At 71.0% G+C, this 22,698-nt stretch carries 23 protein-coding genes, 1 tRNA gene and 1 pseudogene; 13 read left to right on the top strand and 12 right to left on the bottom strand.

The window, feature by feature from the left end; translation table 11 throughout:
* The first annotated feature begins 16 nt into the window (after window positions 1-16).
* Both ACWCQS_RS05295 and ACWCQS_RS05290 read left to right on the top strand, forming a co-directional pair.
* Entirely contained in the window at window positions 17-1,765 is a 1,749-nt protein-coding gene (locus ACWCQS_RS05295) for a carbohydrate binding domain-containing protein (RefSeq protein ID WP_451003205.1), read from the top strand.
* 164 nt (window positions 1,766-1,929) lie between these two features.
* Complete coding sequence (locus ACWCQS_RS05290; RefSeq protein ID WP_451003204.1) at window positions 1,930-2,814, top strand: DMT family transporter; 885 nt, start codon at window positions 1,930-1,932, stop codon at window positions 2,812-2,814.
* 38 nt (window positions 2,815-2,852) lie between these two features.
* On the opposite strand, the gene ACWCQS_RS05285 is transcribed toward ACWCQS_RS05290, so the two are convergent.
* From ACWCQS_RS05285 to ACWCQS_RS05275, 3 genes are all read right to left on the bottom strand, one after another.
* Complete coding sequence (locus tag ACWCQS_RS05285; RefSeq protein WP_451003203.1) at window positions 2,853-3,899, bottom strand: cytochrome P450; 1,047 nt, start codon at window positions 3,897-3,899, stop codon at window positions 2,853-2,855.
* A 138-nt stretch (window positions 3,900-4,037) separates the two neighbouring features.
* Window positions 4,038-4,118 carry a tryptorubin family RiPP precursor gene (locus ACWCQS_RS05280; protein ID WP_388636393.1) on the bottom strand — a complete coding sequence of 27 codons (81 nt, stop codon included), beginning with the start codon at window positions 4,116-4,118 and terminating at the stop codon, window positions 4,038-4,040.
* A gap of 426 nt (window positions 4,119-4,544) precedes the next feature.
* A complete protein-coding gene (locus ACWCQS_RS05275; RefSeq protein ID WP_451003202.1) occupies window positions 4,545-5,159 on the bottom strand; it encodes a TetR/AcrR family transcriptional regulator in 615 nt (204 codons plus the stop codon).
* Window positions 5,160-5,242: 83 nt separating this feature from the next.
* Between ACWCQS_RS05275 and ACWCQS_RS05270 the strand changes: the two genes are divergently transcribed.
* The 4 genes from ACWCQS_RS05270 (at window position 5,243) to ACWCQS_RS05255 (ending at window position 8,760) form a co-directional block, all read left to right on the top strand.
* Entirely contained in the window at window positions 5,243-6,064 is an 822-nt protein-coding gene (locus tag ACWCQS_RS05270; RefSeq protein ID WP_451003201.1) for an SDR family oxidoreductase, read from the top strand.
* A gap of 246 nt (window positions 6,065-6,310) precedes the next feature.
* Complete coding sequence (locus ACWCQS_RS05265) at window positions 6,311-6,706, top strand: hypothetical protein (protein ID WP_451003200.1); 396 nt, start codon at window positions 6,311-6,313, stop codon at window positions 6,704-6,706.
* Between the two features lie 165 nt (window positions 6,707-6,871).
* Window positions 6,872-8,140, top strand: coding sequence for a hypothetical protein (locus tag ACWCQS_RS05260; protein WP_451003199.1), 1,269 nt, complete (start codon window positions 6,872-6,874; stop codon window positions 8,138-8,140).
* A 137-nt stretch (window positions 8,141-8,277) separates the two neighbouring features.
* Window positions 8,278-8,760 carry a universal stress protein gene (locus tag ACWCQS_RS05255; RefSeq protein ID WP_451003198.1) on the top strand — a complete coding sequence of 161 codons (483 nt, stop codon included), beginning with the start codon at window positions 8,278-8,280 and terminating at the stop codon, window positions 8,758-8,760.
* Window positions 8,761-8,827: 67 nt separating this feature from the next.
* Here the strand turns inward: ACWCQS_RS05255 and ACWCQS_RS05250 are convergent, their stop codons facing one another.
* A complete protein-coding gene (locus ACWCQS_RS05250) occupies window positions 8,828-9,217 on the bottom strand; it encodes a RidA family protein (protein ID WP_451003197.1) in 390 nt (129 codons plus the stop codon).
* A 72-nt stretch (window positions 9,218-9,289) separates the two neighbouring features.
* Between ACWCQS_RS05250 and ACWCQS_RS05245 the strand changes: the two genes are divergently transcribed.
* A complete protein-coding gene (locus ACWCQS_RS05245) occupies window positions 9,290-10,198 on the top strand; it encodes a LysR family transcriptional regulator (protein ID WP_451003196.1) in 909 nt (302 codons plus the stop codon).
* 16 nt (window positions 10,199-10,214) lie between these two features.
* Here ACWCQS_RS05245 and ACWCQS_RS05240 read toward each other — a convergent pair whose 3' ends face one another.
* The 4 genes from ACWCQS_RS05240 to ACWCQS_RS05225 all read right to left on the bottom strand — a co-directional run bounded on the left by ACWCQS_RS05240 (window position 10,215) and on the right by ACWCQS_RS05225 (window position 12,969).
* Complete coding sequence (locus ACWCQS_RS05240) at window positions 10,215-10,697, bottom strand: carboxymuconolactone decarboxylase family protein (protein WP_451003195.1); 483 nt, start codon at window positions 10,695-10,697, stop codon at window positions 10,215-10,217.
* A gap of 180 nt (window positions 10,698-10,877) precedes the next feature.
* Window positions 10,878-10,952: transfer RNA gene (locus ACWCQS_RS05235), tRNA-Leu, on the bottom strand.
* 52 nt (window positions 10,953-11,004) lie between these two features.
* On the bottom strand, window positions 11,005-11,883 hold the full coding sequence (locus ACWCQS_RS05230) for an LLM class flavin-dependent oxidoreductase (protein WP_451003194.1): 879 nt from the start codon (window positions 11,881-11,883) through the stop codon (window positions 11,005-11,007).
* 66 nt (window positions 11,884-11,949) lie between these two features.
* The gene (locus ACWCQS_RS05225) at window positions 11,950-12,969 is read right to left on the bottom strand and encodes an aldo/keto reductase (protein WP_451003193.1); all 1,020 of its coding nucleotides are present in this window, start codon (window positions 12,967-12,969) and stop codon (window positions 11,950-11,952) included.
* A 244-nt stretch (window positions 12,970-13,213) separates the two neighbouring features.
* Between ACWCQS_RS05225 and ACWCQS_RS05220 the strand changes: the two genes are divergently transcribed.
* Together ACWCQS_RS05220 and ACWCQS_RS05215 are read left to right on the top strand one after the other, a co-directional pair.
* A complete protein-coding gene (locus tag ACWCQS_RS05220) occupies window positions 13,214-13,825 on the top strand; it encodes a TetR/AcrR family transcriptional regulator (RefSeq protein ID WP_451003192.1) in 612 nt (203 codons plus the stop codon).
* A gap of 505 nt (window positions 13,826-14,330) precedes the next feature.
* Window positions 14,331-14,609, top strand: coding sequence for a hypothetical protein (locus ACWCQS_RS05215; protein WP_451003191.1), 279 nt, complete (start codon window positions 14,331-14,333; stop codon window positions 14,607-14,609).
* A gap of 45 nt (window positions 14,610-14,654) precedes the next feature.
* Here ACWCQS_RS05215 and ACWCQS_RS05210 read toward each other — a convergent pair whose 3' ends face one another.
* The gene (locus tag ACWCQS_RS05210) at window positions 14,655-14,954 is read right to left on the bottom strand and encodes a hypothetical protein (RefSeq protein ID WP_451003190.1); all 300 of its coding nucleotides are present in this window, start codon (window positions 14,952-14,954) and stop codon (window positions 14,655-14,657) included.
* 190 nt (window positions 14,955-15,144) lie between these two features.
* Window positions 15,145-15,393, bottom strand: coding sequence for a hypothetical protein (locus ACWCQS_RS05205; protein ID WP_451003189.1), 249 nt, complete (start codon window positions 15,391-15,393; stop codon window positions 15,145-15,147).
* A gap of 21 nt (window positions 15,394-15,414) precedes the next feature.
* On the opposite strand from ACWCQS_RS05205, the gene ACWCQS_RS05200 reads away from it, so the two are divergent.
* On the top strand, window positions 15,415-15,954 hold the full coding sequence (locus ACWCQS_RS05200; protein WP_451003188.1) for an ArsR/SmtB family transcription factor: 540 nt from the start codon (window positions 15,415-15,417) through the stop codon (window positions 15,952-15,954).
* The gene (locus ACWCQS_RS05195; RefSeq protein ID WP_451003187.1) at window positions 15,951-17,234 is read left to right on the top strand and encodes an MFS transporter; all 1,284 of its coding nucleotides are present in this window, start codon (window positions 15,951-15,953) and stop codon (window positions 17,232-17,234) included. The genes ACWCQS_RS05200 and ACWCQS_RS05195 overlap by 4 nt, the downstream gene beginning before the upstream one ends.
* 217 nt (window positions 17,235-17,451) lie before the next feature.
* Here the strand turns inward: ACWCQS_RS05195 and ACWCQS_RS05190 are convergent.
* A pseudogene (locus tag ACWCQS_RS05190) lies at window positions 17,452-17,682 on the bottom strand (Tn3 family transposase); the annotation flags it as partial.
* 155 nt (window positions 17,683-17,837) lie between these two features.
* On the opposite strand from ACWCQS_RS05190, the gene ACWCQS_RS05185 reads away from it, so the two are divergent.
* Window positions 17,838-18,938: a trypsin-like serine peptidase gene (locus ACWCQS_RS05185; protein ID WP_451003186.1), complete on the top strand. Its 1,101-nt coding sequence runs from the start codon at window positions 17,838-17,840 to the stop codon at window positions 18,936-18,938.
* Window positions 18,939-19,066: 128 nt separating this feature from the next.
* Window positions 19,067-20,713, top strand: coding sequence for an APC family permease (locus tag ACWCQS_RS05180; RefSeq protein WP_451003185.1), 1,647 nt, complete (start codon window positions 19,067-19,069; stop codon window positions 20,711-20,713).
* A 52-nt stretch (window positions 20,714-20,765) separates the two neighbouring features.
* Here the strand turns inward: ACWCQS_RS05180 and ACWCQS_RS05175 are convergent, their stop codons facing one another.
* The gene (locus ACWCQS_RS05175; RefSeq protein WP_451003184.1) at window positions 20,766-22,601 is read right to left on the bottom strand and encodes an arabinofuranosidase catalytic domain-containing protein; all 1,836 of its coding nucleotides are present in this window, start codon (window positions 22,599-22,601) and stop codon (window positions 20,766-20,768) included.
* Between the last annotated feature and the right edge of the window lie 97 nt (window positions 22,602-22,698).

Genomic DNA, 22,698 nt, shown 5'->3' with positions numbered 1-22,698 from the left:
CAACCGGGAGTACCCGATGACACGTCCGAGACCCGTACGCGCCCTGCTCGCAGGCATGGCCACCCTGGCCGCCTCGGCGGGGCTCGCCCTCGGAGCAGGGGGCACCGCACACGCCGCGACCCCGCTGCCCACGCACGTCTTCGCGCCCTACTTCGAGGCCTACAACGGCGACAGCCCCGCCGCGCTCTCCCAGGCCTCCGGCGCCAAGTACCTGACCATGGCCTTCCTACAGGCCGACAAGAAGGGGTCCTGCACCCCGTACTGGAACGGCGACACCGGCACGCCTGTCGCCTCCTCCGTCTTCGGCGCCGACTTCACCACCATCCGCTCGCGCGGCGGCGACGTGATCCCCTCCCTCGGCGGCTACGGGGCGGACAACGCCGGCACCGAGATCGCCGACAGCTGCACGAACGTGGACTCCATCGCCGCCGCCTACGAGAAGATCATCACCACCTACGACGTCTCCCGGCTCGACATGGACGTCGAGGACAACTCCCTCACGAACACCGCCGGCATCGACCGCCGCAACCAGGCCATCAAGAAGGTCCAGGACTGGGCCGCCGCGAACGGACGCCCGGTGCAGTTCTCCTACACCCTGCCGACCACGACGACCGGCCTCGCCGACAGCGGCCTCGCCGTGCTGCGCAGCGCGAAGAGCGCGGGCGCCAGGATCGACGTCGTCAACATCATGACGTTCGACTACTACGACGGCGCCACCCACCACATGGCCACCGACACCGAGACGGCCGCGAGCGGACTGCACGACCAACTGGCCGCTCTCCACCCGAACCTGTCGGACAGTCAGCTGTGGAACATGGTCGGCGTCACCGAGATGCCCGGCGTGGACGACTACGGCCCGGCGGAGACCTTCACCACCGCCGACGCCACCACGGTGTACGACTGGGCGGTCGCCAAGGGCATCAACACCCTCTCCTTCTGGGCCCTCCAGCGCGACAACGGCGGCTGCCCCGGCTCCGGCGCCTCCGACACCTGCTCCGGCATCGCCCAGGACACCTGGTACTTCACGCACACCTTCGCGCCCTTCAGCGGCGGTACGACGACTCCGCCGGCGAACGACTTCTCCGTGTCCGTCTCCCCCGCCACCGCCTCGGTCGACCCGGGCGGCACCGCGACCGCCACGGTGAGGACCTCCGTGACCTCCGGCAGTGCCCAGACGGTCGCTCTGACGGTGAGCGGCGCACCGAGCGGAGTGACCGCCACTTTCAGCCCGACGTCGGTCACTGCGGGCGGCAGCTCCACGCTCACCGTGAAGACCGGTTCCGGTACGGCGCCCGGCACCTACCCGCTGACCGTCACCGGCACGACGGGCTCGACCCGGCACAGCTCCACGCTCACCCTGACGGTCAAAGGGTCCGGCGGCACCGCCATTCTCGGCAACGGCGACCTCGAGACCGGCTCGCTCGCGCCGTGGACCTGTGACAGCGGGGCCGCGGTGGTCTCCTCCCCCGTGCACGGCGGCTCCCACGCGCTGAAGACGGCGCCCTCCTCCTCGCAGACCGGTCAGTGCGCACAGACCCTGGCCCTGAAGCCCAACACCTCCTACACGCTGAGCGGCTGGGTCCAGGGTCCGTACGCCTACCTCGGCGTCAGCGGCGGCGCCACGGCCAGCACCTGGACCTCCTCCTCGTCGTGGGCGAAGCTCACGGTCCCGTTCACGACCGGCGCCTCGGGCACGGTCACGGTGTACGTCCACGGCTGGTACGGCCAGGGCGCGGTCTACGCCGACGATCTCACCCTGAGCTGATCCACCCTTCCGACCGGCCCCGCCCGGCGATCACCGGCCGGGGCCGGCTCATGTGATCGGCCTGCCGGCAGCGGGCGCCGTCGACCGGCGTCCGGACGCCCCCTTCCGTAGGCTGAAGAGACCCGAAGCTCCTACGGGAGGCCTCCCGCAGGCAGGAGACGGTCGTGATCGAACTCGCCGCGGCGTTCGCCGTCGCGGGCGCGGCGAGCAACGCCGTGGGCACCGCCTTCCAGCGCAAGGCCGCGTCGGCGAGCAGCCGCGGCGGGCTCCGGCTGCTCGCGGAGCTGGTGCGCCGGCCCTTCTGGGTGATCGGCATGTGCGGTGTGGTCTGCGCGGCGCTGTTCCAGAGCCTGGCCCTGGTCAACGGCCCGCTCGCGCTGGTCCAGCCGCTCTTCATCCTGGAGCTGCCCTTCGCGCTGCTCGTCGCCGCCCCGCTCATGCACCGGCGGCTGCCCCACTCGGGCTGGTGGGGCGTCGGCGCCTGTGTGGCTGGTCTCGCCGTGCTGCTGATCGCCGCCGCCCCGCACGGCGCCGTCAACCACGCGCCGCTCAGCCGCTGGATCCCAGCGCTGTGCCTGTGCGTCGGCGGGATCGCCGCGGCGGTGCTGCTGTCCTCCGGCCCGGACCGCTCGCCGGCCCGGCGCGCCGCGCTGCTGGCCGCGGCCTCCGCCACGGGCAACGCGCTGACCGCCGCCCTGCTGAAGTCGGCCAGCGGCACCTTCGCCGACCACGGTTTCGCGGCGTTCCTACGCTCCTGGCAGACGTACGGCTTCGCGCTCGCCGGTGTCGGGGCCGTGATCCTGCTGGAGAACGCCCTCCAGGCCGGTCCGCTGGCCGCGGCGCAGCCGGCGCTGACCATCGGCGACGCGGTGGTCAGCCTGACGCTCGGCATGACCCTGTTCGGGGAGCGGATCCGCACGGGCTGGTGGCTGGTCCCGGAGGCCGCGGGCGCCCTCCTGATCATCGGAGGCGTGCTGGTGCTCAGCCGTGCCGTCCAGCACATCATCGTGGTGCCGGTCGCGGTGGAAGAACGGGACATGGCGACCTGAGCCGGTTCAGGACGCGGGGCTCCCTCGGGCCCGCGCGGTCAGCGGGGCCGCACCAGCCGTACGTCCTCCACGCCCAGCAGGCCGAGGAGCGGGACCTTGCCGACCCGCTGAGCGGGGTCGACCACCAGCCCGGCGCCGCGGATCAGGTCGAGCAGCAGCTCGGCGAGCGGCATCACCATGTGCCTGCCCCAGCAGCGCTCGGAGGAGTGACCGAAGGGCAGATACCCCGGTGCGGTGTCGGGGTCGAGCTCGTCCCAGCGCTCCGGGCGGAAGCGGTCCGGCCCGTCCCACAGGGCCGGGTCGCGATGGGACAGCAACGGCAGTACCAGGACGTCGTCCCGCTCGCCGATCCGGTCGTCGACGGCCGGGTACTCGGGCGAGGCGTTGCGCAGGATGTTCCACGAAGGCGGCAGGAGCCGCAGGGACTCCAGGATGATGTTCCGGTTGGGCATGGTGTCGTCGAAGGGCGAACCGAGCCAGAGGGCGTTGGCCACCAGTGTCGAGACGGTGAAGCACACGGGGGCGGCCGCCCTGCGGTACACGCCCATCGCGTACCGGCGCTCCTGATAGCCGGTGGCCCGTGCGGCCCGGCCCGCGAGCCCGGTGAGCCGCTCGCTCGGCCGGGGCCAGCCCGGCAGGGCGGCGCCGATCGCGATCACCGACCAGGTGAGTTTCGGTGTGAGTTCGAGGTTGCGGCTCATCAGCATGCGCAGACGGTAGGGATCTTGGCCGAGGATGAGGTCCCGCAGGAAGAGATGCCCGGTCAGCGGCCAGGACCCGGCGAGGTCGATGCCCTTCGGCAGGGGCCTGGCGAGCGCGTCACGCACGTCGTTTCCCATGGTGCGGGTGACCGTGGACGCCTCGCTGCGCGTGATGGACCGTCCGTGCAGAGGCTTGAAGGTGGGGCGCTCGGTCTCCGTCGCCCGGCGTGCGGCGAGGATGCGATCGGCGACCTCGTGTCCCGCGACCCCGATCGTGTCGGGTTCCAGCCGGAAGACGTCCTGGCCGGTGTGGGTGCGGATGAGTGCGGCGAGCCGTGGGGCGAACACGGTGCTGCGCACCCGCGTGGCGGAGGACGGCGGCATGGATGCTCCCGTTGGCAGAGGGGCGGTCGGGGACAGAGGCAAGCGCCGTACTACGACGGACCACCGCTGTCCGGCCGGCCGTGACCGTGCGCACGGCCGGACAACGATGTCACCTCACCTGTACGGCGAGGCGCGCGATCAGTACCAGAGGTACCAGGCGCTCGCCTTCAGGCTCTTGGCGGCCGCGACCTTGTTGCGGATGGCGAAGAGAAGCTTCATCACTGCACCTCCTCTCGGGGGTGGACGGGTGACACGCGTCGGCACCGGAATCCACCGGTGAAGATCATGTGTCGGTGGCTTCGGAAAACTTCCCTCGTCCGGCCCGCGCGTAATCGCCGCCGTGATCAATCGCCTTGCGGTGTGGTCGATTTCGGTCTTTCTCCGATCACCGGCGCTCCGCTTTGACCGCGCACACAGCCGAGTGACCACCCGGCCCCCTCGGGGCCCTGTTTCCCTGATGGGGCACCGCACCGGCACTCCGGATGCCGGACACCTCAGCGACGGGAGCGGACGCCCTCCGCAGCGCGGTCCGGCGCCTCACCGGCCGGAGATTGGCCGGATGCGGCACACGCTGCGGTGCGCCCGGGAGGGCCGGTACGACCCACGCGCACGCCCCCCGGCGGCGCGCACTTGCCTACCGCTCCCTCACCGCTTCGCGATCCCGTCGATCCACGACTGGAGGCGTTCGCCCTGGGCGGCCATCAGGCCCGGGTCGCGCAGGGTGTTGGTGAGGACGGACATGCCCTGGTAGGCCGCGACGAGTTCGACGGCGAGGGCAGCGGCATCGGCGCGGCCGAGCTGGGCGAACTGGGACTCCACCCAGTCGAGCAGGGCTCGCATGACCTTCGCGGCGGCCCGGTCCAAGCCGTCGTTGCGCTTGTCGAGCTCCGTGGCGAGGGTGCCGAAGGGACAGCCGAAGCGGGCCGCGGTCTCGCGCTGGTCGACCCAGCCGGAGACGAGGGCCTTCAGCCGGGCGGCCGGATCCGGGAGGGCATCCAATTGCCTTGTGAGCACGTCCAGTTGCTCACAGTGGGCGGCCACCGCGGCTTCCACGAGCTGGTCCTTGGTCTTGAAGTAGTAGTAGACATTGCCAAGCGGCACCTCGGCCGTACGGGCGATGTCGCCGAGGGTGGTCTTCTCCACTCCCTGCTCGTGGAACACCTGGACGGCCGCCTTCACCAGGCGTTCACGCTTGCCACCCCGGCCGGATCGGCCGGGCCGCGCGGCCTGGGCCGCGGCGGCGGAATCTGAGTCAGTCACCTGACTAAGGATAGACATCGAGCCGGGCCGCAGGCTAAGGTCGCGTTTTAGTTAGTCAACTAACTCAGTTGGGAGAACCTGCCATGACGGTCGTCACGGGTGCCACGGGGAATGTCGGACGGGCCCTGGTCGCGGCGTTGGTCCAGGCCGGGGAGACGGTGAGCGCCGTTTCCCGGCACATCGGCGAGGAGGACGTGCCGCCAGGGGTGCGGGCCGTCGCCGCCGACCTCGGGGAACCGCAGAGCCTCGCCCCCGCCCTGGAGGGCGCCAAGGCACTGTTCCTGCTCGTGGCCGGAGAGGATCCGGTCGGCATCCTGCGCCGGGCCGCCGCGGCCGGCGTGGGGAAGGTGGTGCTGCTGTCCTCGCAGGGCGTGGGCACCCGGCCGCACAGGTACGCGCACGCGGCGCGCTTCGAGGCGGCGGTCGCCGAGTCGGGGCTGCCGTTCACGGTGCTGCGCTCGGGCGGGCTGGACTCCAACGCGCTGGCCTGGGCCGAGCCGGTCCGCCGGCACCGCATCGCGGCGGCGCCGTTCGCCGATGTGGCACTGCCGTTCGTCGACCCGGACGACGTCGCCGCGGTGGCGGCGGCCGTGCTTCGCGAGGACGGGCACGACGGCGTCACGTACACACTGACCGGCCCGGAGCCCACCACGCCACGACAGCGTGCGGCGGCGATCGCCGCCGCGCTCGGCGAGCCGGTGACGTTCGTGGAGCAGAGCCGTGAGGAGGCCCTCGCACAGATGCTCCGGCTCATGCCGCCCGCCGTCGCCGAGGGCACGCTCGCCGTCCTGGGCACCCCCACCCCGGAGGAGCAGGCGGTCGGCACGGATGTGGCGCGCCTGCTCGGCCGCCCCGCGGCTCCCTTCTCCGCGTGGGCTGCGCGCAACGTGGCGGCGTTCCGCTGACGCCTGCGAGCTCGTCCGGTGAGCGGCGGAGGCCGGGCTGGGGCGATGAGCGAGGAAGCGGGATGCGTCGACGGCGACACCGTACGCTCGGGCCGGTATGCACGTGTCGAGCGCGAGCGACGCTGCCTGCCGGCCGCCCCGCCCGCGCCTGCGGCGGTGACGGCCGTCCGAGTGATCACCGACCGCTGTCCGACGGGCGCGCGCCTGAGGCTTCGTCGTGCCGTATCGCCTTGCGGCGACACGGAGTTGAAACTCACGCAAAAGGTCCCGGCGACCCGGCCCGGCACAGTACAGGGGTTTGTCACGAACATCTGTCTGTCGCCGGCCGAGTACGAGGCACTGGCCACGCTGCCGGCCCGGGCACTCGCCAAGACCCGGTTCAGCGCGCCTCCCCTCGGCATCGACGTCTTCACCGGCCGGCTGCGCGGACTCGTGCCGGCGGAAGCCGAGTTCACGACGGACGAGGAGGCCGGGCCCTTCGCTCCCCCGGCCGCGTGCGTGGCCGAGGTGACGGACGACGCCCGGTTCACCGGCGGTCGCCTCGGCCGGGCGACCCGTACGGAACTGCTCACCTGGCTTTCCGAATACGGCATCCGGCCCCAGGCCTCCCGGGGGGCGGCGCCCCGGCCTGAGGCGCGGTAGGGCCGGACGTGTGACGCGAGCGATGCTTGTCGATCACTTTGCGCGCCACACCGCACCCAATTAACCAGTTTGTATATTTATGTCCTTTATGGTGCCAAGTGACGGGAGTTTCGGCTCAGGGTGCGCACAACGCGTCGCGGCAGGGCGCGGGTTGGGATGGTGGCCATGGGTGGAATCAGCCGCCGGAGTGTGGCACGCCTCAGTATCGGCGCCGGCATCGGTGTGGCCGCCGCGTCGTTCGCCGCATGCAGTGGCCGGGACGGACAGAACGGCTCCCCCGGGAGTCCGGAGGAGCAGGGGGCGGTCCGGCTGATCGGGGACGGCTCGACGTCGTACACCGGACGCCAGCCGCACCAGCCGGCGTCGCCCATGGCCCTGGAACCCGGACAGACGCCGCCGCAGTTCGTGGTGTTCTCCTGGGACGGCGCCGGCGAGTTGGGTACCGGCCTGTTCCCGCGTTTCCTCGAGCTCGCCCGCACCCACGGCGCGCACATGACCTTCTTCCTGTCCGGCCTCTATCTCCTGCCGGAGCACAAGAAGCGGCTCTACGACCCGCCGAACAACCCGGTCGGCGCCTCTGACATCGGCTATCTCACCGACGGACACCTCAAGCAGACACTGAAGTACGTCCGCCAGGCCTGGCTGGACGGCCATGAGATCGGCACGCATTTCAACGGGCACTTCTGCACCGGCCCCGGATCGGTGGCCAACTGGACGACCGCACAGTGGCGAGCGGAGATCGAGCAGGCGCGGTCGTTCGTCAAGTCATGGCGTACACACACCGGTTGGCACGACGAACCGTCGCTCCCCTTCGACTACGACAAGGAACTCGTGGGCAGCCGCACCCCGTGTCTGCTCGGGCAGGACAACTTACTGCCGGCCGCACGGGAACTCGGCTGGCGCTACGACGCCTCCTCACCGGGCGGGGTGCAACGCTGGCCGAGGAAGCGGGGCGGCATCTGGGATCTGCCGCTGCAGAGCATCCCCTTTCCGGGGCACACCTACGAGGTGCTGTCGATGGACTACAACATGCTGGCGAACCAGTCCAAGAACTCGACGCGGGCGCCTTCCTACAACTACCCCTACTGGCGGGCCCAGGCGACACAGTCGTACCTGGCCGGGTTCCAGCGGGCGTACGAGACCAACCGGGCGCCGCTGTTCATCGGCAACCACTTCGAGCAGTGGAACGGCGGCATCTACATGGACGCGGCCGAGGAGGCGCTCAAGCAGATCGCCGGACGGGAGGACGTGCGTCTGGTCTCGTTCCGGCAGTTCACCGACTGGCTCGACGCCCAGGATCCCGAGATCCGGGCGAAGCTGCGCAGCCTCCAGGTCGGCGAGAAGCCGGCGGGCGGGTGGAACGCGTTCCTGCGGCCGGCGAAGGGCGCTCGGGGCCTGTCGGGCGCCGTCGGGCGACGGGCAGCGGAGCGCTGAACCGGCAGTCTGCGAGCACCGATCCCCGCCCCGTAATCGAGGCCACTTTCCGCCGATTGGACTTTGTCCGAGTGGGGTCGGCCTTCCTGGCGTGGCCGGCATGGCACCACATGGCACCACATGGGACCACGGGCGGCATGGCTGCCGGAGACGTCGTCGTCGGGGTGAGCGACTCGCTCGCCGGACTGGCCGCGTTGCGCCGCGGCATCGTGGAGGCACGGAGAACCGGCCGCACGCTGGTGGCCGTGCGAGCCTGGGAGCCGCCGGAGGGCGACGCCCTCTACCTGCGCCGGCCCGAGCCCTCATGGGCCCGGCTGTGGGCCGACGAGGCGCGGCGGCGGCTGGACCGGGCCTTCGAACTGGCGGTCGGCGGTCCCCCGGCCGACCTGCGGATCGTACGGCGCGTCGTCAGGGGTCCCGCAGGGCCGGTGCTCTGCTCGCCGGCCTCGTCCCCGGACGATCTGCTGGTTGTCGGCATGGCCAGGCGCCGGGGTCCGACGGCCCGGCTGCACCGCAGGCCGGTGCACCGGCACATCCCGGCCCGGGCCCGGTGCGAAGTCCTGGTCGTGGCCGGCCCCCGGCTGCTGCCGCGCGAGGCACGGATCCTGCAGCGCGGCTAGCCCAGGGAACGGCGGGGCCCGGCGACGGGCTGAGGTGTCGTGGGCCTGGGCGAGACAACGGGCGGGGTCAACCCGCCTGGCGGCGGGCGTCCACCTCGATCTCGATCTTCATGCGGGGGTCGGCGAGGCCGCACTCCAGCATGGTGGCGGCCGGGCGGACGGCGCCGAAGCAGCGGCGCAGCACCGGCCAGCAGGGCTCGAAGTCCGAACGGTCCGGCAGCAGATAGCGCACCCGCACCACGTCGGCGAAGGTGCACTTCGCCTCGGTGAGCGCGGCCTCGATGTTGCGCAGGCACTGCTCGGCCTGCTCCACGACGTCGTCCGAGATCGTCATGGTGGTGTAGTCGAACCCGGTCGTCCCGGACACATGCACCCAGTCGCCGTCCACCACGGCACGGGCGTAACCGATCTGCTCCTCGAAGGTCGAGCCGCCGAGGATCGCACGTCGCTCTGTCATGCGCGGAACGCTAGGTGACCAGCGCCGATACGTCTAATACGGATTTCTGGATCGGCTGATATCTCTGGAGATATGGACCGTCCCGAACTCCCGCTGCCGCAACTGCACGCCTTCGTCGTGCTCGCCGAGGAACTGCACTTCGGTCGCGCCGCCGCCCGTCTGGGCATCGCCCAGCCCCCGTTGAGCCAGCAGATCCGCCGGCTGGAGGAGAGGGTCGGCTACGCGCTCTTGGACCGTGAACCGGGGCGCGTGCGGCTCACCCCGGCCGGCCGTGCGCTGCTGCCGGCCGCCCGGCAGGCCCTGGCCGGGCTCGCCGACGGGCTGGCTGCGGCGCGGGCCGTGGGCAGCGGCCGGTCCGGGCGGTTGCGGATCGGCTTCGCCGCCTCACTGGCCCTGACCGTCCTGCCGGGGCTGCTGCGCGACTTCCGGCAGCGGTTCCCCGGCGCGCATCTCGACATCCGCGAGATGACCACGGCGCCGCAACTCGACGCCCTGCGCGACCGGACCATCGACATCGGCCTGCTGCGGGAACCCCCGGCCGACGAATCCGAGCTGGGTTTCCGGACCGTGCTCAGCGAGCCGTTCGTGGCCGTGCTGCCGGCCGCCCACCCGCTGGCCGCCCGACGGACGGTATCGCTGGCGCAGTTGGCGGACGAGCCGTTCGTCCTGCTGCCACGCGACGTCGGTCCGCAGTTGTACGACCGGATCACCGGCCTGTGCGAGGAGGCGGGGTTCACGCCCCGGATCTCGCAGCACGCGGTGGAGTGGCAGTCGGTGTGTGCCCTGGTGGAGACGGGGCTGGGAGTGTCCGTGGCGCCGGCGAGCATCCGGCGCATCCGGCTCAAGGACGTGGCCTTCCGCCGGATCGTTCCCGGCACGGCTCGTACGCGGGTCGCCGTGGCATGGCGCAGGAACGACCGCAATCCCCTGGTGGCCCGGCTGCTGGAGACGATCGATCAGAACCCGCGGTCCGCGCCCTGAACGCGGTCGCGTGCCGTCACCGCTCCGGCCGTACCGGATGCCGGCTCATGATCGAGACCCGGTTGAAGGCGTTGATGGTGACGGCCACCCAGATCACCGCCGCCAGCTGATCGTCCGTGAGCACGTCCCGGGCCGCCGCGTAGGCGGCGTCCTGGGCAGCGGTGTCCGCGGCGGCCGTGGTCGCCTCGGCCAGCGCCAGGGCGGCCCGCTCCGCGGGCGTGAACAGCTCGGTCTCGCGCCAGGCGGCGAGCACGCCCAGGCGGTCCGGGGTGTCGCCGGCCCGCAGCGCGGCGCGGGTGTGCACGTGCAGGCAGTAGGCGCAGCCGTTGATCTGCGACACGCGGAGGTTGACCAGCTCCACCAGGGTGCGGTCCAGGCCGGCCTCGGCGGCGGTCGCCCGGACCGCCTCGGACGTCTGCACCAGCGCGTGATACGCCTTGGGACTCTGCTTGTCGATGAATATCCGCCGCGTGGCACCGGCCGTGACGGGACTGCTCAACCTGGACTCCTCGGGCTGCGGTGGCCGACCACCCTAAAGATGTTGAATTCGAAACTATCACACGGCCTTCGACCACCACCGCCCGGCCGCGGCCCCGCGCACCCGCAAGCGCACCGACCACAACCCACTGCACCGAGAGGAGTACCTGCTGCACGCACCTCGGAGGGCGTGAGTCGCCGGGGCGGGGCGGTCGGATTCGAACCGACGTCCTCCGAGATGCTGTCGCGGCGCACTACCTCTGTGACACGACCCCGCCCGGCCGGTGATCATACGCCGTGCCCCAGCCGGGAAGCGCCGGCGGGCCGGCTCAGGCCGACGGGCTGATGAGCTCCTCGGTGATCCACCGGGCGACCCCGGCGGGGTACGGCGACGGCAGTCCGAGCACGATGTGCCGGAACCCGGCGTCGATCGCTGCCCCGATCGCGTCCCGGGTGCTGCCGGGCCGGTCGTAGGACACGGGCAGGTGGATCGAGCGCGTGACCGAAGCGGGGTCGCGGCCGATCTCCGTGCAATAGCGGTCCAGCAGCGCACTGCGGCCGGCGAGGTCGTCGATGTCACCGCCGCCGGGGATGTTCCACAGGCCGGCGTGTTCGGCGACCACCCGCAGGGTCGCGGAGGAGCGGCCGCCGACGAGGATCGGCGGGTGGGGGCGCTGGACGGGTTTGGGGTTGCCGAACGCTCCGGTGAGGCGGTGGTGGACGCCGTGGAAGTCGAAGGGCTCGGCCTCCGTCCACAGCCGCCGGATCACCGTGCAGGCTTCGGCCAGGCTCGCCACGGCGTGCGCGGACTCGTGGAAGGGCAGGCCGTGTGCCGCGTACTCACGCCTGGCCAGGGGATGGCCAGGACGTGAGCCGACGCCGATGCCGAAGTCGAGCCGTCCGCCCGAGACGATGTCTACGGTCGTCGCGATCTTGGCCAGCATCGCGGGCGGCCGGAACCGGTTGCTGGTCACGAGCACGCCGACGCGCAGGCGCCGGGTGTGGGCGGCGAGGGCCGAGAGCAGTGTCCAGCCCTCGAAGACCGGACCGTCCGGGTCGCCGAAGATCGGCATGAGGTGATCGAACAGCCAGGCGTGCTCGATCTCCGGGATCGTGTCCGCCTCACGCCAGACCCGCAGCACATCGTCGTAGTCGACCTGCGAGGGGGCGGTCATGATCCCGAAACGAGGCCGGGATGGGTGCGGCATGAGCTGGTGGTCCTTTCGGCACAGGGAACTTGGCGGTCCGGGACACGGCCGTGGTGGATACGGCGCTCACCGGCGTCGCAGGGCCGGGTCGAGCAGCGCGGGCGGGGTGTCGTGCTTCTCCTCGGGGGCCAGGTCGACGCCGGGGGCCACGACGGCGTCGATGGCGTCGAGTACATCGGCGGACAACACGGTGTCGGCGGCGGCGAGTTGGGCCTGCAGATGGTCCCGCGTGCGGGGACCGACGAGCGCGCTGGTCACCGCGGGATGCGCGGTGACGAAACCGAGCGCTAGCTGGATCAGCGTGAGGCCGGCCTCGTCGGCGACCCGGGCCAGATGCTCGACGGCTTCGAGCCTGGCCCTGTTGGCGGGGACGCCCATGTCGAAGCGTTGCGGCATGAACGCGGAGCGGTTGGTCGCGATGTCCCGGCCCGCGCGGATGGCACCCGACAGCCAGCCAGAGGCCAGCGGGCTCCACACCAGCACGCCGAGCCCGTACTCCTCGGTCACCGGCAGCACATGGCTCTCGATCCCGCGCTGCAGGACGGAGTAGCTGGGCTGCTCGGTGACGTAACGGCCCAGATGGTGTTCCCGGGCGGTCCACTGCGCCTGGACGATGCGATACGCCGGGAAGGTCGAGGAGCCGAAGTAGCGGATCTTTCCCGCGCGTTGCAGGTCGGTCAACGCCGACAGCGTCTCCTCGTCGCTGGTGTTCGGGTCCCACCGGTGGATCTGGTAGAGGTCGACGTGGTCCACGCCGAGGCGGCGCAGGCTGTCGTGGAGCGCGGTGACCAGCCAGCGGCGCGAACCGCCCCGGTGGTTGCGCTCGTCACCCATCGGCATGGCGGCCTTCGTCGCCAGCACGATGTCGTCACGGCGGCCCGCGATGGCCTTGCCGACCATCTCCTCCGACTCACCGTCACCGTACATGTCGGCGGTGTCGATGAGGTTGATCCCGCCGTCGAGAGCGGCGTCGACGAGGGCGGTGGCCTCGTCCTGGGTGGTGCGGCCGATCCTGCCGAAGTTCATCGCGCCGAGCGCGAGAGAGCTGACCTGCACACCGGTGCGGCCCAGGGTGCGGTACTGCATGACCTGTCTCCTCACTGCGGGGGGAAGCGTCGTAGAAACAGAGGACGAATAGGGGTGTGCCGCGGAATCGGACCGCGGGAGGTGGAGCGTCGCGGCGACGGCATGGCCTGCCCTGGCCGGCCCGGCTTGGCTTGGCGGTCGGCCCGGCACTCTGCCACCATGAGCGAAGTGGAACGTCGTTCCGGAAAAGACGATACGGAACACCGTTCCGTTTAGCAAGCACGGCTGTGGAAGGAGCGGCGCTGTGAGCGACAGCGGCGAGGGGGCGGGGCGCGCGGCCCGGTCGAAGAGGAGCGATGCCCGGCGCAACGAGGAGGTGCTGCTCGACGCGGCCGCGGCGGTCTTCGTCACCTCGGGTGTGGAAGCACCGGTACGCGACATCGCGGCTCGGGCCGGCGTCGGGGTGGGAACGATCTACCGCCACTTCCCGACGCGCTCGGATCTCATCATCGCCGTCTACCGGCACCAGGTGGAGAGCCTGGCCGAGGCCGGTCCCGGTCTGCTGGAGACGAGTGCCACCGCCCACGCCGCGCTGGGGCGGTGGATCGACCTCTTCGTCGATTTCCTGGTCACCAAACACGGACTCGCCGCCGTGCTGAAGTCCGACACCGCCGGCTTCGACACGCTCCACGCCTACTTCCTCGACCGGCTCCTCCCCGTCTGCACCGAGTTGCTCGAAGCCGCGGCCGCCGCCGGCGAGATCCGCTCCGGCCTGCGGGCCTACGAGCTCATGCGGGGTGTCGGGAACCTCTGCATCGGCGCGGAGAGCGATCCCCGGTACGACGCGCGCCGGCTGGTGGAGCTCCTGGTCCAAGGCCTGCGCGCCGAGCCCGCCGACCCCCGGCCCGGCAGATGACGGCAGGTGAGGCGAGGAGCCCGTACGGATACCCCGAGAGGGAAGATGGGGGACTTCCCCGGATGTGCGGGAAACCGACGTGCCGTCAGGCTTGATACATGACGAATCATCCCCCGCCCACCCCTCGCAGCCGCCGCCCTCGGCCCAGGGCGCGGCCGACGCATACGTGCGCAAGGCAACTGGCCGTCCGCGCAACCGACACCAGCTTCGTCCTGAATCAGCTCCGGGCGCTGAACAGCGGCCGGAATCCCGACGCGGACGGACATCCGCTGCCTCAGGGCCTGGCAGGCGCGCTGAATCTGTCCGAGGTGGGCATGTTCGGCCATTCGATGGGCGGTACCGCCGCCGCGCCGGCCATGGGCGCCGACCACCGGATCACCACGGGCATCGACATGGACGGCAATCTGACCTGCATCGACGGATCGCTCATGCCCGTCGCCCGGCACGGCCTCTACCGGCCGTTCCTGCTCCTGGGCAAGGACGGCGACACGGACACCGGCCCCGGATGGAAGTCGTTCCGCGCCCACACCCCGGGGGGCACCGTCAGCTCACCCTGCAGGGCTCCGCCCATGGCTCGTTCACCGACGCGCAGGCCCTCGTGCCGCAACAGCATCTGCGGCGGTGCGAGCGGACCGACGACATCGGCACCATCGAACCGGCCACGGCGATTTGCACCAACGAGGCATATGTCTCGGCCTACTTCGATCACTGGCTGCGCGGCGGCAGCGGCCGACTGCTGGAGGGGCCGTCTCGGAAGTACCCGGACATGGTGTTCGTGAAGTGACCGTGGCGCCGCGGAGCGGAGCGGCTCGCGGGAGTGGCGCAAGGGCTAACAGTTGGGAGCGGCATAGCGCGCCAGCTGGTCCTTGATCCACGGGTCGAACACCGCCAGGCGGTGCCGGGCGGCGGGGTCGAACCACGCCAACTGGCCGGCGACCCACGGATCGATGCACTGCAGACCGCGGTGGTGGTGCTGTGCGTGCCGGGAGGGCACGGCCGTGGCGCCGGCAGTGGTGTGCCCGGTGCTCCCTGGAGCGGCCGCCGCGGGACCGACGCCGGCGAGGAGCACGCCCGCGGCCGTCGCGGTGGCAGCTCCTGCCACGCCCGCTTTCCGTATCAGCTTCTTCATGGCCTTCTCCTTCCGGTGGGGCCGATGACCGTCCCATGGCCGGAACGGGCGCCTACCCCGCGGGTCACGCCTCATGCGTCCCTCGGGTCCCGGCCCGGAACCGTGGCGGGGATCTCGCCGGTGCGCCGCCGGGAGGACCGGGCGAAGGGGGCAGGGATGTCCCGGTGAGAACGATCTTGCTGGGGTGCGCCTACCTCATACGAGCCTCGAGTTGACGGGGGAGGGCGCCGGCGCGCAGTTCGCGCAAGTCGGGGATGTGGTTGCAGAGGGTGCCAGGACAGACGCCGAGGAGCTTGGCGATCCAGGTGACGGTGCGGCCGGGATCAGGAAGCAGGTCGCGGGCGGCGGCCAGGTCCTCGTTGGTGCCGATGACGATGCGTTCGCGGATCAACTCCCCCTGGGCGGCGAAGACATGGAAAACCCCTTGCGCAATGGTCAATAAGTGTTGACCATTGGAGGCATGCCTAGCGATGATCTTCCAGAGACGTTCCACGTCACCACTGACGAACAGCTACGCGCCGTTTCCAATCTCACGCGTCACCGGATCATGGCCGTGCTCCGCTTCGAGCCCGCGACGATCACGCAGATCGCCGAGCGGGTGGGCCTTGCGAAGGGGAGTTCCAGCTACCACGTACGACTGCTCGAACGGGCCGGCCTGGTGAAGGTGGTCCGGACGCGGAAGGTCCGGGGGGTCACCGAGCGGTACTACGCAATAGCCGCGCGGAAGATCGTGCTGCCGGATCCAGGCGAGGGAGGGCCGGATGTGCTGATGCGGCATGCGGTGGCGGACCTGGAGGCAGCGCCGGTGGATGGCGAGCGGCACGTGCGGATGGCGCATCTGCGGCTCACCGACGAGCAGTTCGCGGAGCTGGGGGCGCGGCTTGAGGCACTGGCCGACGAGTACCGGGAGCTGTCCGATCCGTCGCTGCCGGACGCGTCACTCGTCTTCGCACTGTTCCACCCGGCATCGCGCGAGCAGACCGAAGGGGACGCCAAGTGACTTCAGACGTTCGGAAGTTGCCGACCGGCTTCGGGCGGCTGTGGACTGCGCAGACGGTGTCCTCGCTCGGTGACGGGGTGACGCATGCCGCACTGCCGCTGCTCGCGTTGACATTGACGCGGGATCCGATGGCGCTCGCCGTCGTCACGGCCGCAGGGACGCTGCCATGGCTGCTCTTCGGGGTGCTCGGCGGTGCGCTGGTGGACCGCTGGGACCGCCGGCGCACGATGTGGGTCACAGACGCGGCGCGTGCGGTGCTGCTCGCCATACCGGCGGCCGCGGCCGCGCTCGACGTGCTGAGCATTCCACTGCTCGCGGCCGTCGCGTTCCTCCTCGGCCTCGGCGGACTCTTCTTCGACACGGCCGCCACGGCCTTTCTGCCGGATCTGCTCGGCCGCAACCCCGCGCTCCTGGAGCGCGCCAACTCCCGCCTGCGCGGCACCCAGACCGCCGCGTCCGGCTTCGCCGGGCCGCCTGCGGGCAGCGCCCTGCTCGCGCTCGGTCGGGCGGTTCCGCTGCTCGCCGACGCGGTGTCGTTCGCGCTCTCCGCACTGCTCGTACGGTCGCTGCCTGCCGCACCCCGGCCCGTACCGCAGGCCCGTGAGTCGCTGCTGCGGCAGGCGCGGGCCGGCGCCTCGTACGTGTTCCGGGATCAGTTGCTGCTCGGGCTCGCGCTGCGTCCGGCGGTCGGGAACATCGCCTTCCTCGCCGTGGAGACCGTGCTCGCCCTCTTCGCGCACGATCGTCTCGGCATCGACACCTTCGGCTTCGGCCTGCTCCTCACGGCGGAGGCCACCGGCGGTCTGCTCGGCGCGGGCATCGCCTCCTTCCTGGGCCGACGACTCGGCACCGGCGCTGCGCTGACGTGCACGGCCGCAGTCGAGGGACTCGCCATCCTGGGCCTTGCCGCCGCCCCGAACCCGTACGTCGCCGGCCTCGCGCTCGCCGTCTGCGGAGCGGGCATGGGGGCCACGATGGTGCTCGGTCCCTCCCTCCGACAGGCGATCGTCCCCGCCCACCTGATGGGGCGGGTCGCCTCCACCTCCCGCATGCTCGCCATGTGCGCAGCCCCGTTCGGCGCCTTCCTCGGCGGCTGGCTGGCCACCGCCTACGACGTACGCACCCCGCTCTACACCGCAGCCGGCCTCCTCCTGGCCATGACCGCCGTCACCGCGACCATGACCAGCAACCGCCGGGTTGAGGCGGCGCTGCATGCCGCCGCCCCGGCCGATAGCCCAGAACCGGAATCCTCGGATCCCGTTCAGGAGGGTGCCAGTTAGGGGCTCCGCGAGGCCGTCGAGCCAGTGCTGAGCCCAGCTCGGCGTTCCTCACCTCGGCCCCGGAGCGTCGGGCGCCTGGCCTCCACGGGATGCGACGACTGGCCCAGCGGGCCGGGTGCGCCGCCGTCGATCCTCGTCGTCCTCGACAGCCTCCGGGCCCCGGAAGGGGCGCAGGCTCTGACCGGGTCCGCCGGCCTCCATGTTGAACAGACAGGGGCAGGACGAGGGCGTTGAGGACCAGACCGAGGGCGGCGAGCTGGTCCTCCTGGCCCTCCCGGTACGCCTGGCGGATCTGGCCCCGGCCGCCGTGACAGAGCACGCGGGCCAGACGGCGGCGGGACTCCTGCAGGGTCAGTTGCCGGTTCATCAGCCGGCGGTAGGTGTCATCGACCGGGTCGACCATCAGCTCGTGGCGACCGGCGCCACCGAGCAGGGCGCCGAGTGGGTCCGCGTCGGCATGCGTGCACCTGCCGACGGGAGTTGTTCGACCTTCCGTGCGCCCTGTACGGCCGCGGACGCTGTGCTGCCCGGCGGCCGCGGGCTTATGGTGGGCCGTCACTTGCGTCCGTCCGAGGGGAACCGATGGAGCCCGGGACCAGGATCGTGCGATTGGCCGCCGGCTGCGCGGCTGCCCTTCTGATCAGCGCCGGCCTCACCACCACGGCATCCGCCGAGACAGCCGCGGCACCCGTCGACACCACCAGGGCGTCCGCCGACACCACCAGGACGTCCGCCGACACCACCAGGGCGTCCGCCGACCGCGCCACGCAGTCCGCCGACCGCGCCGCGGAGTTCGCCGACAGTGTCACGCGTGGCCACAACCCGCTCGCCGACCAGCTCGACGCGTACTGGACGCCGGCCCGGATGGAGGCGGCGCTGCCCGCCGACGTCCTCAAAGGCACCGGCACCGGCATCGATACGACAGCGACCGGCTCGTCCCCCGCCGTGGACGGCCCCCGGCCGGGCGAGTACATCCCGCCCAGCAGGAGCTTCGACGGCATCCCCCAGGCCGGCACCTTCTTCTGGACGGACGCCACGGGTACCGGCCGGACGTGCAGCGGCTCCGTCGTGCGCAGCCCCGGCCATGACCTGGTTCTGAGTGCCGGCCACTGTCTGAAGGGCTACGCGGGCACCTCGCCCAAGCGGCATCTGGCCTTCGTCCCGCAGTACCACGACAGCCTCAAGCCGTTCGGGATCTTCCCCGTGCGGACCAACGGCGTCTACGTTGCCCAGCAGTACTACGACCGGGGCGAACACGCGGGCGCCGCCTACGACTTCGCCTTCGCGGTCACCGAGCCCAACCAGGACGGAACACGCCTGGAGGACGCTGTCGGCGGCGTGCGGCTGCTCACCGGGACCGGCTACTACCACTTCCCGGTACGGATGATCGGCTATCCGGCGGGGGCGGAGAAGCCCCTGGAGTGCTGGAGCTGGACCACCAGGTGGGACAGCGACGACCCGGCCGACCCGGGCACGTTCCCGCGCATCGCCTGCGACGCCTTCGTGGGCGGGACCAGTGGTGGCCCCATGCTCGTGCCCTGGCCCGGTGGATGGGCGGTCGTCGGAGTGATCGGCGGCTATCACACCGGCGGCAACACCCCGCAGATCTCCTACAGCGCCTACTTCGGCGCCGCTACCCAGGCCCTCTACCGTGCGGCGGTCACCGGCGCCCCACCGGCCGGACCGCACCTCCCCTCCGGCTGACCGACGGGCACGGGCGCTCATCGACATGCGTGGCCCCGTCAGAAACCGGTACGTGCACGTTGAGTGCCATGACCGCGTCAGCGTGGCACGATGGTGATGCAAATCACACCCTATCGAGGGGGTGCACCATGGCCGTGTCAGAAGCAACGCCCGGCCCGAAGACCCGCAAACCCGGGCTTCGGCGTGAGATCGGCTTCGTCGGTCTCATCTGGGCCTCGGAGGGCTCGATCATCGGATCCGGCTGGCTGTTCGGCGCGCAGGGTGCCCTGGCGGCCGCAGGGCCGGCGGCGATCATCTCCTGGGCCATCGGCGGCCTGGCGATCCTGATCCTGGCCCTGGTGCATGCGGAGCTCGGCGGCATGTATCCGGTCTCGGGTGGCACCGCACGCTTCCCGCACTACGCCTTCGGGGGCGCCGCCGGCGCGTCGTTCGGCTGGTTCTCCTGGCTGCAGGCGGCCACAGTGGCGCCCATCGAGGTGCTGGCGATGATCACGTACGGCCAGCACTACTCCTGGGCGAACGGCTGGGAGAAGGTCAAGGGCGGCGAGCATGTCCTGACCCCTACCGGCATCGCCGTCGCGGTCGGACTGATGGCGGTCATCACGGCCATCAACTTCCTCAGCATCCGGCTGCTGGCCCGCACCAACAGCGCGGCGACCTGGTGGAAGGTCGGCATCCCGCTGCTGACCATCTTCGTGTTCGCCATCGCCCAGTTCCACGCGAGCAACTTCACCGCGGCCGACGGCTTCAACCCCTACGGGGCCAAGGGCATCCTGTCCGCCGTCTCCACCAGCGGCATCATCTTCGCACTGCTGGGCTTCGAACAGGCCGACCAGCTCGCCGGCGAGAGCGCCAACCCCAAACGGGACATCCCGCGCGCGGTGATCGGGTCGATCCTCATCGGCATCCTGATCTACATCCTGCTGCAGGTCACCTTCCTCGCCGCACTCCCCGCCTCCCAGATCGGCAGCCACTGGGCCAACTCCGCGTTCACCGCGCTGAGCGGACCGTTCGCCCAGGTCGCCACGCTCATCAGCCTGGGCTGGCTGGCCACGGTCCTCTATCTCGACGCCGTGATCTCCCCCGCCGGCACCGGTCTGATCTACATCACCGGCTCCTCCCGGGTGTCGTACGGCCTCAGCCGCAACGGCTATGTGCCGTCCGCGTTCGAGAACACCAACCGGCGCGGTGTTCCCTGGGTGGGCCTGATCACGGCCTTCGTGGTGGGCTGCATCTGCTTCCTGCCGTTCCCCAGCTGGCGTTCCCTGGTCGGTCTGATCACGAGCGCGAGCGTGCTGATGTACGCCGGTGCCCCGCTCTCCTTCGGGGTGTTCCGCAACCGGCTGCCCGACGCCCACCGTCCCTACCGGCTGCCCGGCGGCGGTGTGCTGTCGCCGCTCGCCTTCGTCGTCGCCAACCTGCTGATCCTCTGGTCGGGTTGGACCACCGACTGGAAGCTCGGCGTCGCCATCCTGATCGGCTACGTCATCCTGGTCGCGAACCGGCTGTTCAAGATGAACCCCATCACCCCCCAGCTCGACCTGCGTGCTGCACAATGGCTGCCGGTCTACCTGGTGGGCATGGGGCTCATCGTCTACCTCAGCGACTTCGGCCCGCTCAAGCACCCCTGGTTCCCGCTGTGGTGGGACATCGGGGTCACGGCCGCGTTCAGCCTCGTCATCTACTACTGGGCCATGGCGGTCGCCCTGCCCAGCGAACAGATCCAGCGGCTGATCGACCACGTCGTCGTACCGGAGGAAGAGGACGCCCTCTGACACCCACTCCGACATCCCACCAAACGCCCTGCGGCCCAGAGGCGATCCTCTGTCAGCTCAGCCGGAACTTCTGGGCCGCCGAGCCGTTGCAGTCCCAGATCTGCAGCCGCGTCCCATTGGCCGTCGCACCACTGGGAGAGTCCAGGCACCGCCCCGACTGAGGATTCAGCAGCGAACCATCACCCTGCTGCACCCACCTCTGCCCACCCACCCCATCGCAGTCCCACAACTCCACCTGCGTGCCGTTCGCCGTCCCATTGCCGTTGATGTCCAGACACCGGCCCAGCGTGCCCAGGGAGCCGTCGTTGCGGTGGTACCAGTGCTGGTCGACCGCCCAGGACTGGCAGCCCCACAGCTGGACGGCCGCCCCGTCCGTGCCGGTGTCGTCGGCCGCCACATCGACGCACTTGCCGCCCGGCCCCGCGATCGGGGCGCCCCCGTCGACCGAGAACTTCTGGGCCGCCGAGCCGTTGCAGTCCCAGATCTGCAGCCGCGTTCCATTGGCCGTCGCACCACTGGGAGAGTCCAGGCACCGCCCCGACTGAGGATTCAGCAGCGAACCATCACCCTGCTGCACCCACTTCTGCCCACCCACCCCATCGCAGTCCCACAACTCCACCTGCGTGCCGTTCGCCGTCCCATTGCCGTTGATGTCCAGACACCGGCCCACAGTGCGCAGGCTTGCGTCGGCGTAGTGCGTCCAGTGCTGGTCCTCCGCGTACGACTGGCAGTCCCACAGCTGGACGGGCGCCCCGTCCGTGCCGGTGTCGTCGGCCGCCACATCGACGCACTTGCCGCCGGGGCCGGTGATGGTGCCCTGGGGGCCGCCCGGAACGTTCGTCTCGCCGGAGTAGCCCACGGAGACGATGTTCGCCTGGACGGCGTTCTCGGCGGCGTCGGTCGGGTAGCCGGAGACCATCACGCCCTCGAAGAACGTGCCCATGTTCCAGTTGCTGTTGTCGCCGCCCGTGCCGAGGATGATGCCGCCCTCCTGGTGCATGGGCCGATAGCCGCCGCGGGTGGGCAGGGCGCCGTCCCACCAGGTGGTGAGCGCGCCCGACTGTGCGTCGCCGCCCTTGAGGGCGTACCGCGTCTGGCCGTCGTTCTTCAGTACGGCGGTGACGAAGGTGCTGCCGTTGCCCCGGTTGGCGGTGTTGGAGCCGTTGTCGCCCTGGAACATGCCGTTCTCCAGGTCGGCCTCGACCCACGGCCCGGAGCCGGTGCACGGTGCGAAGTAGCAGGTGGTCGCGAGACTGACGGCGTCCATGTGGCCATTGCCGGTGTCGGCCGCTGTGCTCTCGGCGTTGCCGTAGTCGAAGCAGCAGGCGGAGCCCACGTGGGTGCCGCTGGCCACCATGTAGGCGCCCTCCGGCTGTCCGTTCACGGCGACACCGGAGGCGGCGCCCGTGTACCGGTAGCCGACTCCGGGCGAGATCCACACGCCGTACACCTTGTGCCCGCCGGCGGTGACGGCGATCTCGGAGGCGTCCGCGCCCCGGTCCGCGCCCATGCCGGAGGTGCCCGCCGGGCCCGGGGCGAGGTCGTTGTGCCGGGAGGTCTGGTCGTAGATCCTCGTGATGGCGCAGGTGGTGTCCGCGCAGAACCTGTCCTGCCCGCCGGCGTCGGCGTAACCGCCCGGGGACAGCAGCGAGATGTCGGCGCCCGCTCCGTCCGAGGCGCGGGTGACCCGGTACAGCGGGCCGTCGTAGGAGGAGAAGAGCGCGCGCACCGTGCTGTGCGCGGCGACGCAGGGGGTGCCGGCGGCGGCGTAGATGTCACAGGGCAGCGAACCCGCGGCCTGTGACGGTCCGGGCAGGCCGAGCAACGCGCTCAGGACCAGGCCGATGACGGCCAGGAGCGACGCGAGCGATCTGGGGCTTCCGCGCATGCTGGGCTCCTCGATGTGGGGGTGATCGGGGCTGGGAGCAGTCGAGTTGGAGCGCCGGGGCGGCCGTTGCGGAACGTACGCACAGTGGTGGTTGCCG

It is taken from the genome of Streptomyces sp. NPDC002076 (assembly GCF_053593835.1).
The sequence above is the reverse complement of the archived record's forward strand: the minus strand, read 5'-3'. Positions and strand labels throughout refer to the sequence as shown.